The sequence below is a fragment of the Neobacillus vireti genome (assembly GCF_036962465.1).
GTDB lineage: Bacteria > Bacillota > Bacilli > Bacillales > Cytobacillaceae > Neobacillus > Neobacillus vireti_B.
This window is the reverse complement of record NZ_JBALNF010000027.1, coordinates 74630-92069: the sequence shown is the minus strand read 5'-3', so window position 1 is coordinate 92069 and position 17440 is coordinate 74630. Positions and strand designations below refer to the sequence as shown.

At 37.3% G+C, this 17440-nt stretch carries 15 protein-coding genes, 1 riboswitch and 1 other annotated feature; of the genes, 13 read left to right on the top strand and 2 right to left on the bottom strand.

Translation table 11 applies throughout. The annotated features are described in order from the left end of the window. The first annotated feature begins 122 nt into the window (after window positions 1–122). The 13 genes from metE to V7077_RS12420 all read left to right on the top strand — a co-directional run bounded on the left by metE (window position 123) and on the right by V7077_RS12420 (window position 15823). Entirely contained in the window at window positions 123–2402 is a 2280-nt protein-coding gene (gene metE / locus V7077_RS12480) for a 5-methyltetrahydropteroyltriglutamate--homocysteine S-methyltransferase (RefSeq protein WP_335501941.1), read from the top strand. Between the two features lie 85 nt (window positions 2403–2487). Continuing rightward, a riboswitch (cobalamin riboswitch) is annotated at window positions 2488–2666 on the top strand. Between the two features lie 120 nt (window positions 2667–2786). Continuing rightward, on the top strand, window positions 2787–3014 hold the full coding sequence (locus V7077_RS12475) for a hypothetical protein (protein WP_335501938.1): 228 nt from the start codon (window positions 2787–2789) through the stop codon (window positions 3012–3014). Next, on the top strand, window positions 3015–5291 hold the full coding sequence (locus V7077_RS12470; RefSeq protein ID WP_335501936.1) for a ribonucleoside-diphosphate reductase subunit alpha: 2277 nt from the start codon (window positions 3015–3017) through the stop codon (window positions 5289–5291). A gap of 24 nt (window positions 5292–5315) precedes the next feature. Then, entirely contained in the window at window positions 5316–6359 is a 1044-nt protein-coding gene (locus tag V7077_RS12465) for a ribonucleotide-diphosphate reductase subunit beta (protein ID WP_335501934.1), read from the top strand. Between the two features lies 1 nt (window position 6360). Continuing rightward, window positions 6361–6825: a flavodoxin domain-containing protein gene (locus V7077_RS12460; RefSeq protein WP_335501932.1), complete on the top strand. Its 465-nt coding sequence runs from the start codon at window positions 6361–6363 to the stop codon at window positions 6823–6825. A 74-nt stretch (window positions 6826–6899) separates the two neighbouring features. Further along, window positions 6900–7088, top strand: coding sequence for a hypothetical protein (locus tag V7077_RS12455; RefSeq protein WP_335501930.1), 189 nt, complete (start codon window positions 6900–6902; stop codon window positions 7086–7088). 317 nt (window positions 7089–7405) lie between these two features. Beyond that, window positions 7406–8293 (top strand): permease, encoded by an 888-nt coding sequence (locus tag V7077_RS12450; RefSeq protein WP_420489643.1) that lies wholly within the window; start codon window positions 7406–7408, stop codon window positions 8291–8293. Window positions 8294–8306: 13 nt separating this feature from the next. After that, window positions 8307–9197: a TIGR03943 family putative permease subunit gene (locus V7077_RS12445; protein ID WP_335501926.1), complete on the top strand. Its 891-nt coding sequence runs from the start codon at window positions 8307–8309 to the stop codon at window positions 9195–9197. 387 nt (window positions 9198–9584) lie between these two features. After that, complete coding sequence (guaC, locus tag V7077_RS12440) at window positions 9585–10568, top strand: GMP reductase (RefSeq protein ID WP_335501924.1); 984 nt, start codon at window positions 9585–9587, stop codon at window positions 10566–10568. A 234-nt stretch (window positions 10569–10802) separates the two neighbouring features. Next, complete coding sequence (locus V7077_RS12435) at window positions 10803–11042, top strand: hypothetical protein (RefSeq protein ID WP_335501921.1); 240 nt, start codon at window positions 10803–10805, stop codon at window positions 11040–11042. Window positions 11043–11099: 57 nt separating this feature from the next. Then, window positions 11100–13271, top strand: coding sequence for a transglycosylase domain-containing protein (locus tag V7077_RS12430; RefSeq protein ID WP_335501919.1), 2172 nt, complete (start codon window positions 11100–11102; stop codon window positions 13269–13271). A gap of 121 nt (window positions 13272–13392) precedes the next feature. Then, window positions 13393–13667: a binding site (T-box leader), on the top strand. Window positions 13668–13728: 61 nt separating this feature from the next. Next, window positions 13729–15363: a methionine--tRNA ligase gene (gene metG / locus V7077_RS12425; RefSeq protein ID WP_335501916.1), complete on the top strand. Its 1635-nt coding sequence runs from the start codon at window positions 13729–13731 to the stop codon at window positions 15361–15363. A 232-nt stretch (window positions 15364–15595) separates the two neighbouring features. Continuing rightward, window positions 15596–15823, top strand: coding sequence for a hypothetical protein (locus V7077_RS12420; protein WP_335501914.1), 228 nt, complete (start codon window positions 15596–15598; stop codon window positions 15821–15823). A gap of 207 nt (window positions 15824–16030) precedes the next feature. Here V7077_RS12420 and V7077_RS12415 read toward each other — a convergent pair whose 3' ends face one another. After that, window positions 16031–16291, bottom strand: coding sequence for an HPr family phosphocarrier protein (locus tag V7077_RS12415; RefSeq protein ID WP_335501912.1), 261 nt, complete (start codon window positions 16289–16291; stop codon window positions 16031–16033). A 139-nt stretch (window positions 16292–16430) separates the two neighbouring features. Next, window positions 16431–17117: a TerC family protein gene (locus V7077_RS12410; RefSeq protein WP_335501911.1), complete on the bottom strand. Its 687-nt coding sequence runs from the start codon at window positions 17115–17117 to the stop codon at window positions 16431–16433. Between the last annotated feature and the right edge of the window lie 323 nt (window positions 17118–17440).

Below are 17440 nucleotides of genomic sequence, written 5' to 3'. Positions count from 1 at the left end.
TGTTGAGAAAACCTGATTGTCTCAATTCTAGTTAACTGTGCGTATCAATCTCTCTTTTCTTTTTGAAAAGGGAGATTTTTTGTTGGGACAAAAAAGAATCATATAAGGGGATGTAAAACAAGATGAAAAGTTCGAATTTAGGTTATCCAAGAATTGGAGAAAAACGAGAGTGGAAAAAGGTCCTCGAACAGTTTTGGGCAGGAAAACTAGAAAAAGAACTATTTTTAAAACAAATGGGCGAGATTCGCCTGCAGCATCTTCAAAAGCAAAAGGATCAGGGCATAGATTTGATTCCAGTCGGTGACTTTAGCGTATATGATCATGTGCTTGATACAGCTGTAATGTTCGGTTTGGTGCCTAAGCGGTTTAACTATAGTGGTGGAAAAGTGCCGCTAGAAACATACTTTGAAATTGCACGAGGAAGAAAAGATGCCGTGGCAGCGGAAATGACAAAATGGTTTAACACGAACTATCACTATATTGTTCCTGAGCTGGAAGGAGTTGTTCCGACTCTTGTTGATAACCGTCCACTCCAATTTTATCAAGAGGCAAAACAAAAACTGGGAATTGAAGGAAAACCAGTTATATTAGGACCGGTTTCCTTTGTGAAACTTTCAAAAGGGTATAGTGATTTTAAAACTATGGTTCTACAGTTTGTGCCGCTCTATGCTGAAATACTTAGTGAGCTCGAGGCGGAAGGAGTGGAATGGGTGCAGATCGATGAGCCTATGTTAGCGACAACCCTTTCCAAAGAAGAGGTAGAGCTAATTTCGGTTGTCTACCGCCAATTGCATGAGGCAGCACCAAAAGTAAAGCTTCTGTTGCAAACGTACTTTGATAGCACCGATTATTACAAAGAGATTATTGCCCTTCCTGTTCAGGGAATTGGCTTGGATTTCGTCCATGACCGTGGTGAGAATCTTGCCTCTTTGAAAAAGTGGGGTTACCCAAAAGATAAAGTGCTTGCCGCTGGTGTGATCGATGGCCGGAATATCTGGCGTGCCAATCTTGAAGATAAAACATCGTTACTTTTAGAAATTACTGAGATTGTTTCGAAGGACCGTCTGATTGTCCAGCCCTCATCAAGTTTATTACATGTGCCTGTAACAGTGAAAAGTGAAGATGCATTGGAAGAAATACTAAAAAATATGCTATCTTTTTCAGATGAAAAATTAAACGAGGTTGTTGTTTTAACAAAAGGCCTTCGTCTAGGGAAGGACGCAATTCAAGAGGAGATCGAAGCTAGTGCCAAAGCGATAAAAGCCTTGAATGACTCATCCTTCCGAAACAATCAACAAGTACAACAGGACATTGAAAACTTGGCATCATTTAGGGCAGAACGTGAAGTATCATTTAAGATTCGACAAGACCTCCAGGAAAGGGCATTCCAATTACCACTACTTCCAACAACAACTATTGGAAGTTTCCCGCAAACACAGGAGGTCCGAAAACAGCGTCAACTATGGCGTAAAGGCGAGTTAACAGAGGCCGAATATGAGAAATATATCAATACAGAAATTAAAAAATGGATAAAAATTCAAGAAGAATTAGGCTTAGATGTATTGGTCCATGGAGAATTTGAGCGGACAGATATGGTTGAATATTTTGGGGAAAAATTAGCTGGATTTCAATTCACTAAATTCGGTTGGGTACAGTCCTACGGCTCCCGCTGTGTAAAGCCGCCGCTCATATATGGAGATGTTTCCTTCCAGGTCCCAATGACCGTCAAGGAAACAATTTTTGCACAGTCGTTAACTACAAAGCCTGTCAAAGGAATGTTGACAGGTCCAATTACGATTCTCAATTGGTCGTTTGTCCGCGATGATATTCCGCGCTATGAGGTGGCCAATCAAATTGCCCTTGCACTTCGCAAAGAAGTTGAAATACTAGAGGAAAATGGAATCCGGATGATTCAAGTGGATGAGCCCGCACTGCGTGAAGGACTGCCCCTAAAGCGTGAGAACTGGGAAAGTTATTTGAATGCTGCCGTATATGCCTTCAAGCTTGCCACCACATCGGTTCAAAATGAGACCCAAATTCATACGCATATGTGTTATGCCAATTTTGAAGATATTATCGATGCAATAAATGCCCTCGATGCGGATGTCATTTCGATTGAGACATCCCGCAGTCATGGTGAATTACTGTCTGCATTCGAAGAAAATACTTATGACAAAGGAATTGGTCTTGGAGTTTACGATATTCATAGTCCTCGGGTACCAGCGCTAGAGGAGCTGACGAAAAATATTGAGAGGGCTCTTCAAGTCCTTGAGCCGAAGCTGTTCTGGATAAATCCTGACTGTGGTTTGAAAACCCGTGGGTTGGAGGAGTCTGTTGCTGCCCTAGAGGTAATGGTAGCGGCAGCACATCAGGTGAGAGATAACCTTGTTGTGAAAAAATAAATTACTTGTCAAAGTAAGAGTAGTATACTATATTAGTTGATATACAATATTTAGTGTTTTTTTTCAAAAAAGATACTAAATATAGATAATAACCAATGAAAATGGTGTCCATTGAGACATAATAGGGAATCTGGTGAAAATCCAGAACTGTACCCGCAACTGTATATGCTGACGAAATAATCATATCCACTGTCTTCGGACGGGAAGGGATTATAGTAGGGTGGAAGCATAAGTCAGGAGACCTGCCATTTTTATAGCGTGTTATCTTCTTCGGGAGGTGGGAAGATAGAACGAGGGGTATTCTGACTAATACAGTGATCCTGCTGTTTTACTAGATCAATCCACGTTTTATTAAACCCATCTTCTCTGAAGATGGGTTTTTTCATGCTTGAAAAAGAAATTGTGCCCGAGTTTGTGGGAAGAAGAGGGGATCCGGTAACAAAAAATGTTAATTGTGCCCTAGAGCCCGGAGAAAGGGAAGCAATGGTAACAAAAAAAGTAAATTATGCCCGAGTTCCAGAAAAAATAGGTGTGACGGTCACAAATAATCAATATTTATGCCCGTACTCCCCCAAAATACTGGAGCCACGGTCACAAAAAGGGGTAATATAAATGACTGTAAAAAATCATCCAGAGATGGATGCTGTTTTAGAAGCCATCAAAACAGCAAGTGAAAAATACAAACTAGACACCACCCTGCTTTATAAAAAGATATCAGAGCTAGAAGAGTCATCACGTTACGAACAATCACTGCTCTATGCCTTAAATCAAATCTCCATGGAGGATCCAAACTGGACTTTTCTGGCGGCAAACTTATTTTTAAATGATTTATATGAGAAAGCAGCCAAACATAGAGGATATCATCAAACTGAAAAATACGGGAATTTTTATAGCCTACTTACATATCTGACGAAAATAGGTATCTACTCTGAAGAATTATTAAATGATTATACAAAGGAAGAGATTGAAAACCTGGGGACAGTAATAGACCCAGATAAGGACCATTTATTTAATTATATTGGGTTATTTTTATTAGCAGACAGATATCTAGCGAAAGACTACGAGGGAAGAATCTACGAATTACCTCAAGAACGCTTTATGATTATCGCGATGACCTTGATGAAAAACGAGTCTAGGGAAAAGCGATTAAACTATGTGAAAGAAGCATACTGGGCATTAAGCAATTTGTATATGACCGTTGCAACCCCGACACTCTCGAATGCTGGGAAGAGTTTTGGCCAGCTTTCGTCCTGTTTTATTGATACGGTAGACGATTCGTTAGACGGGATTTATTTAAACAATTGGGACATTGCCCGCCTAAGTAAAGATGGCGGCGGCATTGGTATTTATCTTGGAAAAGTACGTGCGTTAGGGTCTGATATTAAAAAATTCAAGGGGAATTCCTCCGGTGTGGTTCCTTGGATCAGACTAATCAACGATACGGCTGTGAGTGTCGACCAACTCGGTCAAAGACAAGGAGCCATCGCCGTTTACTTAGATGTATTTCATAAAGACATGATGAATGGCTTTTTAGATTTGAAAACAAACAATGGTGACGAAAGACGAAAGGCACATGATATTTTTACCGGAGTGTCCATTCCAGATTTATTTATGAAAAAACTGGAAGAAGTCGATGAAAATGGGCGAAGTGTGGGAGAATGGCATACTTTTTGCCCTCATCAAGTCAAACAAATCATGGGCTGGAAGGATGAAGACGGTAACCCTCTTGGTTTAGAAGATTTTTATGACGAGCTGGATGAAAAATTCTTTACTGAAAAATACGAAGAAGCGGTAGGACATCCTCTACTCCCAAGGAAAACGTATCGGGCAATGGATATTATGGCGCGAATCATGATTTCTCAATTAGAAACAGGGACGCCGTATATGTTTTATCGGGATGAGGTCAATCGGCAAAATCCTAATAAACATATTCTAGGTATAGGACGTACGTCTATTTTTTGCAGTAATTTGTGTACGGAGATTGCCCAAAACATGTCTGCAACCACCATTGTCAAAGAATTTAAGGATGAAGTTGGAAATATTGTAATCGTACGAAAACCTGGGGATTTTGTTGTTTGTAATCTTTCATCTATTAATCTTCCAAAGTCAGTACATGTTTTAGAACGAGTAATTGCCATTCAGGTAAGAATGCTAGATAACGTGATTGATCTTAATACTATTTCTGTTGGACAAGCAGAAATAACCAATAAAAAATATCGTGCCATTGGCTTGGGAACATTTGGCTGGCATCACCTCTTGGCATTAGAGGGGATTTTCTGGGAATCAGATCAGGCGGTTTCCTTTGCCGATCAGCTTTACGAGGATATTGCCTACTTTACCATTCGTTCTTCGATGCAGTTAGCAAAGGAAAAAGGCTTTTATAGTAAGTTTGCTGGATCAGAATGGCAAACAGGACGGTATTTTGTGCGGAAAGGGTATAAGAGTGATCGGTGGGATCAGTTGAAAGAGGATGTTGCCAAATACGGTGTGAGAAATGGCTGGATGATGGCGATTGCGCCTAACTCTTCAACAGCCAAGATTGGTGGGTCGACAGATGGAATTGATCCATTGTATGCGGTCGAATACGCGGAAGAAAAGAAGAATTTCAAATTTAAAGTCACCGCACCTGATTTAGATCATAACACTTATAACTATTATCGCCGGTCGAGACATGTCCTGGATCAGACTTGGAGCATTCGACAAAATGCTGCACGTCAGCGGCACATTGATCAATCAATTAGCTTTAATCTTTATGTTCGTCATGACATTAAAGCGAAGGAATTATTGAATCTTCATATGGAAGCCTGGAAGCAAGGTTTAAAAACAACCTATTATGTGAGAAGTACATCTCAATCAGAAATCGAAGAATGCGAAGCATGCCATAGTTAATGAACAAAGGGAGGAAATTACAAAATGATTCATACACCATTAACCAAAATTAAACTGTTAAACCCGGAATATCCCAATAAGTCAACTGGAATCATCAATGGAAAGTCCTCAGGTCTGCTGAATTGGAACGATATTGCTTATCCAAAAATGTATGATTTGTATCAAACCCTGCTTGCAAATTTTTGGAAGGCGCAAGAAATTAATATGCAGGATGATATTAAGCAGTGGGATTCCCTAAGTGAAGCAGAAAAAGATGTTTTCCTGCGAATAAACACACAGCTTGCTTCACTTGACAGCCTGCAAACACCGACGATGAGTCAGGTCATGGATTATGTAACAGACTCTAGCTTCAAAGCAATCTTTGCTGTGATTTCACAGCAAGAAGCAGTCCATAATGAGTCCTATTCCTATATCTTAAGCTCATTAGTTCCAACGGGCGAACAAAATGAGCGTTTCAATCAAGCCAAAATGGATCCAATTGTTAGGAAGAGAAATCAATTGATTTTGGATGCGTATGAAAATTTTCGCGAGAGTCCAACGCCACAATCGCTATTTCAGTTAGGTGTGAATTCTATCAATCTGGAAGGGATTTATTTTTACGCCGGGTTTGCCTTTTTCTATCATTTAGCTCGCCAGCAAAAAATGCTGAAAACGAGTACCATGATCAGTTATATTCAACGTGATGAAATGCAGCATGCCTACTTTATTGCCCAGTTTATCCGTATTCTTTTAACGGAAAATCCTGACCTTCATACAGAGGAAAATATCAACTATGTGTATCAAACAATTGGGCAGGCGGTTGAACTTGAAAAAGAGTGGGCGCACTACATCTTAGCTGAAATAAAGGGTATTGATTTACAAGAATTTGAAGAGTATGTCGAGTATCTTGCCAATAAACGGTTGAGACAGTTGGGATTGAACAACCTTTATCCTGAAAAAATAAACCCTATGCCATGGATCCAGGTGTTTGGCGATGACATGGTAAATGAGACGAAGTCGGATTTCTTTGAGCAAAAATCAAGAACCTACTCAAAAGTTTCACAGTCCAACGGGTTTGACGAATTATAAGATGAAGATTGCCATTGTTTATTCGTCTGTTACCGGAAACACCAAAGAATTAGCCGAGATGATTTATAAAAACTTGATCGGCCGTTCAGTGGATGTGTACATTTATAGGATTGAAGATTTTTCCCTTGCGTTTCTAAGTATCTTTGATGCCATCGCGATTGGAACTTATACATGGGGAGATGGTGAAATCCCTAAAGAGATGTGCAAACTTTATCAGGGCTTTGAGGAGCTTGACAATAAAGACCTGGTCACAGCCGTTTTCGGTACGGGAGATAGCTTTTATCCGAACTATTGTGGTGCAGTCGATTTGTTCCGGGATATGTTATACGTTCACACCAACCTTGCTGCAACGTTGAAAGTGGAACTGCTTCCACAAATACTGGACTTACATCGCAGTCAAATGTTTGTGGATTCCATAATAAAAAGGGCTAAACAAATAGCTTACAATTCCGGATTGAAAGTATAAACTATATAAATAACAGGTAAAAAAATCACAAGTTTTTTTCCTGTTATTTTTAAGATGTAAAGGTGCTGGTGTCTATGAAAGATAAAGATTTCCATTGCTGTGCGACATGCCGTCATTTTAAAATAGAGAAAAAATCAGTAGGAATTACTTATTTTTGCAGCCGGTTAGGTTATGAAACAAAAACGAACTATAAATTTGATTGCTGGAACCCTAAGGAGCAGGTAATAAAGCTGCTGAATAAAAGAAACAGTGGAATCAGTTGAAATTTCCAGAATCGGGTGTAAGTCGAAAAAGTGAGGACCGCACGAAGGTAACGGGTTCCGTTTCCTATTACAAAAGTGAATATACAACTAAAAATAGCTTATACAGAGAAATCCAGCCATAATTGTCTGGATTTTTTATTTCTAATTATTAGTTGTTAATGAAAATACTTTTGAATTGTTAACATTTTCGTCACAAAGATAGTTTAATATATTTTGATGGGAAAACTATTTACTCATATGGAAAATCAAAACATATCAAATTCATGATCATTTTGATATGATAGTAGTTGTTTTTTTAAAGAAACCAATTGTGTTAGATCACAGGAGGAATTTGCATGGATCGATTATTACAACTGAATACGATTTTTATCAGTATTATCATTGAAGCATTCCCATTTATAGTCGTTGGGGCTTTTATTTCTGCCCTGATAGAAGTTTTTGTTTCTGAAAATACACTGCTTAGAATTCTACCCAAAAATAGATATTTATCTGTTGTTGCTGCTAGTTTTATGGGAGTATTATTTCCTGGATGTGAATGTGGGATTGTTCCTATCGTTTCACGGTTAATAAAAAAAGGACTGGCCCCTCATGCAGCAATTTCCTTTATGCTTTCTGGTCCAATTATCAATCCGATTGTTTTATTTGCAACTTTTATTGCATTCGGTGATAGCTGGACGATGGTAGGGTACCGAGCAGGGTTAGCAATCGGTGTTTCAATTTTAGTGGGACTTGTATTATCTTTTGTCATAAAGGACAATCCACTAAAAGAAAATAATGAAGTACATGTTCACGATCATTCTCACCAGAATACTAGACAAAAATTGTTGAGTGTTCTTAACCATACTATTGACGAATTTTTTAATATGGGAAAATACGTAGTGCTGGGTGCACTTCTTGCATCTACTATGCAAGTTTATGTACCTACACGGATATTAACAACGCTGGGAGGTACACATGTAACTGCAATATTGGTTATGATGGTTTTAGCTTTTATCCTATCTGTTTGTTCGGAAGCAGATGCTTTTGTAGCGGCATCTTTTCGTAATTTTTTTCCCCAAACTTCAATCGTTTCTTTCTTAGTGTTTGGCAATATGGTAGATATTAAAAATTTACTGATGATGTTTGGGTCTTTTAAAGCAAGATTTGCTCTTCTATTAGTTTCATTAATTTCGTCATTTGTATTCATTGGTTCACTTCTTTTGTAAAGGATGTTGGATGATGTTTAAAGTCCTTATTTTAATACTTACTACAAACTTGTTTTTTATGCTGCATGTCACAGGAAACATTTCAAAATATATAAACATGAAATATAGCTTCTTATCGGAGAGTATGATCGTTATTTTGTTCATACTTACAGTTGTCGAAGGGATTAAATTATGGTCATCTGGAGAGAAGAAAGAAAAAGAACATGATTGTGATTGTAACCACGAGCATCATGACCATCATGACCATGAGCATGATCACGAAATAAAGAAACCATCTGCTGGGAAAAAAATAAAAAAATTCTTGGCATACTCTCTTGTGTTAATTCCTGCTATTACTGGCGTAGTTTTGCCGGTGGCAACTCTTGATTCACAGTTAGTGAATGCCAAGGGATTTTCATTTCCAACATTAGAAGACGGAAGTGATAAGTACGGAACCCATCAGGTTCTGAATCCTGATATGAGTAAATTCATGAACCAATCTGATTTTACGGATTTAGTCAGGAAAGAGTCTAAGTCTTATATTCCAAAAAATAATATTACTTTAACAGATAAAGACTATTTAGTCGGGTTAGAAGTGCTTTATAATTTTTCAGGGGATTTTGTAGGGAAAACTCTCACTATGAAAGGATTTACTTACAATGGCCCTGGGTTACAATCCAACCAACTATTTTTACTTCGATTCGGGATGATTCACTGTGTCGCAGACTCGGGAGCTTTTGGTTTGATGATTCAATTCCCGAACAATATTCATATCCCAAATGACCAGTGGTATCAGATGACAGGAACCATGGATACAGTCTATTATCCACAAATGAAAACCAAAATACCTGTTTTAAAAGTGACAAGTTACAAAACCATTCCAAAGCCGAATGACCCTTATGTTTATAGAAATAGTTTAAATTAATAAGAAAGAAGGTACCCAATTGCTTTTAGGGTACCTTCTTTTTTATTGTTGTTATGTCCGGCCTTGAATCAATTAAGACTATCATAATACCTGACTATTGAAGAAATATTAGAATTATCAGCCTATATGTTCAATTATCGCGAAAAAGTTTTATTTTTAGCTTGAAAGGTTTCTTTTTGTCTAAAAGACGAACAATATTAATAATTGACAAACCAATATTCGTGTTATACAATCAATTTTGGGTTTGAGATAAAAAGTATTAAAACTCAATTATGAATAAGAGGATGAAACTGTTCACTTTCGGAAAACTATTTTTATTAACTAAATTATTTTTACTTAAAAAATGAATTCAAAGTACAAAACTTAAAATATGGAGTGAAAACACACATGGATAATGTATTTGACTATGAGGATATTCAGCTTGTACCAGCAAAATCGATCGTAAACAGCCGTACTGAATGTGATACAACCGTTACATTTGGCGGCCGTACATTTAAGCTGCCAGTTGTGCCTGCAAATATGCAGACGATTATAGATGAGAAGATTGCCGTTTACTTAGCAGAAAATAATTACTTCTATATTATGCATCGTTTTCAGCCAGAGAAGCGCTTGGATTTTGTTAAAGACATGCAAGCTAGAGGATTGTATGCTTCGATTAGTGTGGGCGTAAAAGAAGATGAGTATCGTTTTATTAAAGAATTAGCAGAAGAAAATCTTACACCTGAATACATTACCATTGATATTGCACATGGACATTCCAATGCTGTGATCAATATGATTCAGCATATCAAGAAACACCTTCCTGGAAGTTTTGTAATTGCGGGAAATGTTGGAACACCTGAAGCAGTAAGAGAATTGGAGCATGCAGGTGCAGATGCTACAAAAGTCGGCATTGGACCAGGTAAGGTTTGTATTACTAAAATAAAAACTGGATTTGGTACGGGCGGCTGGCAATTAGCTGCACTAAGATGGTGTGCAAAAGCAGCAAGCAAGCCTATAATTGCTGATGGAGGCATCCGAACTCATGGGGATATCGCCAAATCGATTCGATTTGGCGCATCGATGGTAATGATCGGTTCTTTGTTTGCTGGACATGAAGAATCTCCAGGAGAAACAGTAGAAAAAGACGGAGAGCTATATAAGGAATATTTTGGTTCAGCCTCCGAGTTCCAAAAAGGCGAGAAAAAAAATGTTGAAGGTAAAAAAATGTATGTGAAATTTAAGGGGTCTTTACATGATACCCTAGTGGAAATGGAGCAGGATCTGCAATCTTCCATTTCCTATGCTGGCGGTAACAAACTCTCAGCCATTCGAAATGTAGATTATGTTATTGTGAAGAATTCCATTTTCAATGGAGATAAGATTTATTAAGATTTATGAAAAAATCGGCCAATTGGTCGATTTTTTTTTATTCGCTTAACTGTATTATTAACAGAATGAAATTTCAAGTCAGATTCCCTCATAAAAAATGAATTTCTTACGAACTTCTATATATAGCTTAATAAAGGGTGGATGTTCCCTTTCTTTCGTAAAAAAAAGTCAGCTTTCTACATTAATATATATTTCATCATCAACTGTGTAAACAAGGGAATAGGGGAGAGTTTTTTGAAGGAATTTGTAGTGTGTTATACCTTAGAGAATGATATTAAACGAGAAAGAATACTGAAAGAGACCGATACTAAAAAGGAAGAGGTTGTTCAAGAGATACTAGAAAAAATTGAACAACGGAAATATTTTCTCGCCAGAGACAGCCAAGGAGATTACTGGATTAATAGTTCCTTAATCCGTTATATTCGTGTAAATGAACAAAATCGGCTAAAATATAACCTCATCCATATGTTGTAACTAAAAAATGCCTCTTAAATCAACTTTGAGTAACTATGTATAGGGGAGAGTAGTAGAATGTCAGAAGAAACTTATCAATCTCGTGAAGAACGAAAAGCAGCTGAAAAAGCGAGACAAAATCAACAAAAGAACAATCGATTACCAAAAAAAGGGTCGATGCTAAAAAAAATAATCATCGCCTGTCTAGTGCTAGGTCTCGTGTCAACAGGAGCAGGAGCGATTACTTTTGCTTCTATGATAAAAAATGTCCCTAAGTTGGATTCTTCTAAACTGGTCGATCCACTTTCGACAAAGTTTTATGATAAAGACGGGAATTTTTTATATGAATATGGAAAAGAGAAGCGAACTAAAATTACGTATGATCAAGTCCCAAAAGTGCTTGAGGAAGCATTTATTGCCACGGAGGATTCCCATTTTTATGATCATCACGGTATTGACTTAAAAAGGACTGCCAAGGCTATTTTAGTGAATTTAACGGGAGATTTTGGCTCACAAGGAGGAAGTACGATTACACAGCAGGTAATTAAGAACTCGTTTCTGACTCCCGAGAAAACATTAAAGCGAAAAGTCCAGGAATGGGACTTGGCGTATCAGTTAGAACAAAAATATTCCAAGCATGATATTTTAATGATGTATTTAAACAAGATTTATCTTGGTAACCGATCTTATGGGGTTGCAGCAGCAGCGAAGAATTACTATGGTGTTGAAGCTAACGATTTGAAAAAATTATCGCTCGCACAAGCAGCTATGCTAGCTGGACTGCCACAGAGTCCGAATAATTATGATCCAACAAAACCGGAAAACAAACAAGCAGCCACCAAGCGCCGCAATATTGTTTTAAGTTCAATGCTTAGAGATGGGTATATAACAGAAAAACAAATGCAGGAAGCATCAAAAGTTTCCGTAACAGAGGGACTTACAGCGAAAAATACGCAGCAAAGTATGCCCTATGAAGCATTTTTGGACGCAGCTGTAAAAGAAGTAAAGGGAAAACTTAAGGATGTAGACATCAGTAAGGACGGATTATCTATTTATACCACGCTGGATCCAAGGGCACAGGATTATGCCGACAAAATGATAAATACCAATGAAATTATTGCTTATCCAGATTCTAATTTTCAGGGAGCTTTTGTCTTTCTAGATACCAAAACAGGAGAAGTAAGGGCGATTGGAAGTGGCCGGAATGACTATAAAGCACAATTCCTCGGGAATAACCTTGCAGTCAATCTCAAACGTCAACCTGGTTCCTCATTTAAACCTATTTTTGATTATGGTCCAGCGATTGAAAAGTTAAAATGGTCGACTGCTCATAAGATTAATGACCAAGAGACCTTCTATTCAACTGGTCAGCCTATTTCAAACTGGGATCACCAATATCACGGATTACTGACGATTAGGACAGCCCTTGAAAAATCTTATAATATTCCTGCGCTTCTCACACTTAGAGAAGTCGGACTTGATAAGTCCAAGAGTTTTGCAGAGCAACTCGGCATTAAATTTAAAAATGACCAGGTTTATGAATCTTATTCAATTGGCAGTAATACCGTCAGTCCTGTTGAAATGGCAGGAGCCTACAGTGCTTTTGGAAACGATGGTGTCTACAATAAGCCGCATTTTGTCCAAAAAGTTGTTTTTCCGAATGGTAAGGCTGTTAATTTTGCCGAAAAGTCACAGCGTGTCATGCAAGACTACACTGCTTATATGATAACCGACATGTTGCGTTCTGTCGTAAATACAGGGACAGGTACTACAGCCAATGTTCCTGGACTAGATGTTGCCGGGAAAACAGGAACAACCAACTTTGATACAAAGACTCGTGCAAAATACGGTTATCCAAACACAGCGACTAATGATAGCTGGTTTGCTGGATACACACCACAATACACCATGGCAGTCTGGACAGGATATGCACAAAACGGATCAGGTAACTACATGGCAGGTAATACGACAAAAATTGCCCAATATATGTTCAAAGCGATGATGCAATCCTTTGGAACAGATCCTTCCACTTTCCAGCAGCCAAACAGTGTTTATCGAGTAAATAATGAATTATATATAAAAGGGAACAGTTCTGCAGAAGTCCCAGTTAAACCCAAAAACAAAGAAGAAAAAGCCACACCAAAAAACAGTGAAAAAATTAATGAAGTCAAGAAAAATCACTCAGAAGGATGGAAAAAACAAAAAGAAAAAGGTAAAGGCGAAGGTAAAGGTAAGGGGAAAAATAAATAAGAAGCATGGGGACGGTTCTTTTGCTTCTAAACCTCCAGGTAAATCTATGTCTTTTATAAACAAGAGAAAATTTTTATTGACTTCATGTTTAAAATTCAATAAACTAATTGTTAATTAACAAATAAAGGCAATGATGAGAAAAAGTAGAATGAATTTGTTTTTCCACAGAGAGCTTCGGAAGCTGAAAAGAAGCAAAAGCAATCATTTGAACAATGGTCTCTGAGCTTCGTACTGAACATACGATATGTATTAGTAGGATACGACGAGTGTTGGCACTCGTTATCAATGCCACGGTATATGAGCAGCGTTTTTTAGCTCCGTACTTGCTGAGGCAAATGGTGTAAGCCATTTGTGAAATAAGGTGGTATCACGTGGAATATAAACCTCGTCCTTAACTATTAACAGTTATGGACGGGGTTTTTTTGTTTTTATTAAATTAATAGTGGGAGGTATCATTTTGAGTATTTTTATCGGAGGTGCTTGGGCGTATGCGAATGGCTCATTACATCTTGGCCACATTTCAAGTTTGTTACCTGGTGATATTTTAGCGAGATATTACCGTATAAAAGGAGAAGAGGTTTTATATGTATCAGGCAGCGATTGTAATGGAACACCGATAACCATTAGAGCAAAACAAGAAGGGGTGTCTCCACAAGTGATTGCGGATCGTTACCACCAAGAATTTGCAGACTGTTTTTCAAGATTAGGATTTTCCTACGACATGTATACAAGAACCGATACAGCACATCATCATAAAATTGTTCAAGCGATATTTTTAGCTTTACTTGAAAAGAATCTTATCTACAAAAAAGAAATAGAGCAAACCTATTGTGAATATGATCAGCAATTTTTACCTGATCGCTATGTGGAAGGGATTTGTCCAATTTGTGGGGCACAGGCGCGTGGAGACCAATGTGATTTTTGTTCAAGTGTGTTAGAATCACTCGAATTACTAAATAGAAAATGCAAAATTTGCGGGCATACGCCTACGACAAGAAAAACAGAGCATTTTTACTTTTCGTTAAGTTCCTTTCAAACTATTTTGGAAAACCATACTCAGCAAGCTGAAAAAAATCATCTATGGCGTGAAAATGCAATATCGTTGACCAAAAGATATTTAAAAGAAGGCTTGCAAGATCGAGCCGTTTCAAGGGATCTGCCTATTGGGGTAAGTGTTCCGGTACCAGGTTATGAGGATAAGAAAATCTACGTATGGATTGAAGCCGTTTCAGGGTATTATACGGCCAGTAAGCTATGGGCAAAAGAAACGAATCAAAATGACTCAGGCTTTTGGGAATCTTCTGCTAGATCTTATTATGTACACGGAAAGGATAATATCCCATTCCATTCTATTATATGGGCAGGAATTCTGGCAGGGCTAGAAATACAACCATTACCGACACATATCGTTTCTAATGAGTATCTTACGCTGGAAAAGAAAAAATTATCTACGAGTAAGAATTGGGCCGTTTGGGTTCCAGATATGTTAGAACGATATGAACCTGATTCTATCCGTTACTTTTTAACAATTAATGCACCGGAAAGCCGTGATGCTGATTTTTCGTGGAAGGAATTTATCTATAGCCATAACAGCGAATTATTGGGTGCTTACGGGAACTTCGTAAATCGCACATTGAAGTTTATAGTAAAGTCTTTCGATGGAGTTATCCCTAAAAAGGACGTTACACTTTCCATTCAGGATATTGTTAATCATTTGTACGAAGAAGTTGGAAACTCTATTGAACGTACATCTTTCAAACAGGGATTGGAAAAGATTTTTGAATTAGTTAGATTCGCAAATAAATATTTTGACGAACAGCAGCCATGGAAACAGGTACACGAAGATCCTGAGTCATGTAAACAAACCTTAGCAAATTGCGTCTATCTTATAGGGAACCTAGCGCATGTCTTGACTCCATTCCTTCCTTTTTCAAGTGAAAAGGTCAAAAAAATGTTAAATATAATAGAAATAAATTGGAAATCTTTCGGAGTTGAAACGGAATGTTTATCTAACGTTGAACCATTATTCGAACGGATCGATACAGCAAGAATTGAAGAAGAGCTAGAAAGATTAAACCATCAAACTGTTTAACCATAAAACCAATGCATACCGATGACGCTGCTAAAAAAGGCAGCGTTTTTCCATGATTTCGCAAGAAGCAGTTACCGATCATAAATGTCGAAATTTGTCGATGAAAAAATAAAACTGTATCCGTTTTCAGTTGTTAAGATAGTATGGTCCATAAATATTTTCAATTTTTACTCTCTTACGACTATTTTAATCGTAGTGTGTATTGATGAGAACTTATACAGGAGGATAACTAATGCAGCAGATACACAAATGTAAATCGAAAATAAATAGAAATGAGGAAAAGATACAAACTGTCCGTCTAAGTATCGAAATTCCTGAAAACATTAGAGATAATTTTCGGGATGCCGTCGAGAATAACGGAAAGTCAATGAAAGATGTACTTAGAGTATATATGCAAAAATATATATGGAAACAAAGCGAATTACAAAGAAATAGACAAAAACGAAGACAAAATATTTGATCGAAAAAAAAGAAAACCAAAGTGCCTTCCCTCACTATGGCTTTCATTCAAGGAGTAATGTCACAAGTCTAGTATAGGCTTAAAAAAAGGTATCTCCAAGTTTCTTGTTAGATTTATTTACATACTTATTTAAACTAATGAATCCCAGCATGGTAAACTTGGATATAAAAAACAGCTAGGTGCGGATCCCTAGCTGTTTTTTTTGTCCTATTGTTCAAACTTCTTTAATGTTTGTATTACAGCATTGATTGCCTCGTTTTCGTCATCGCCGGAAACCTCTAAAGTAATTTCTGCCTGCTTTGGAATGGCTAAAGATAAAACGCCGAGAACCGACTTTACATTAACCGTTCTTCCTTTGTGGGTAAGAAAAATATCCGAATTAAATTGCGAAGCTGCTTGAACCAATTGATTGACCGGTTGGGCGTATAATCCTGCTCTGTTATTAATTTTCACTGTTTGCTGAATCATTATAGTCCTCCTTGGGGATATTGTAGGTTAGTTCTATCACCATTCTTTTATGTATGAAGCAAATTCCTAAAAAATGCTGTTGATTTATCAAATTAGCAAAATGGTAGGGGAGTCCAATTTACTGGGTAGGAAGGAAGAATCATTTCCATTTATGGAATATGATTCTTTGATGCTTTATATACGAATAGACCCCGATAACAATAAAAATAATGATCGCCCCATTTGCCGTCATATTGATTACATTGGTATGCGGAAAAAGCTTATTAATTGTACTTAGCCAACCAGCTAAAATGGGATCCTTCAGCATGCCAATTACAGCATTTTGGGCAATAAAAGCTCCCGCAATAATATTAATCCAAAAAAAGCTTGTGGCGAGCTTTACAACGAATGGGAGGAATAGAAGCGAAACTAAAAGACTTGAAAAGATTCCAAGTGTTACGGCTTCAACATGTTGAGATATCCCTACAATAATGACTACACTGTCAAGACAAATTAAAAAGTCTGTAGCCGCTAGAATAGATAGGACTTTTATTTTTAAAAAGATAGATTGATTGAAAGGCCTTGTTAAAGGTTCTCCGTCGATTGATTTTCGAACAAGTTTAAAAGCAATCAAAAGCAAGATGATGCCCATCGATAGCTGCAGCATTGGGACACCTAAAATACTCTTGATGATAATAACATAGATAGCCCGCGAGAGGGTAAGAACAATAATAGCAGGCAAGGTGATTTTTAAATGTGTATACCTACGTAAAATAGTCCCTAAAATTAACAAATTATCAATGTCACTTACTAAGGTTATAAAAAAAACTTTAGCTACTTCAGTCAATTCTTTTGCCCCTTTATTTCATCCTCCTATTACATTTATGTACGCATACATTTTTTTATTATCTATAATTCTGAAAAATCCACTTCATTTCGGCTGTCAAACAATAAAATAAGGCGTGGAAGAAACAAACTTAAAACAGGAGTCCATAGGGGCATGTCCTTTTTTTATGGTCTAGCCTCTTGTTATTTTTTAAATTAAAAGAGCCTATTTTTTTTCAAATCGTTTCGTTTTCAATGCATATTCAACAGAAAATAATTCATAGAAAATTTTTCAACAGATGCTGGAAAATAACATACACCTGTTATATAATTAAAATTAATTAA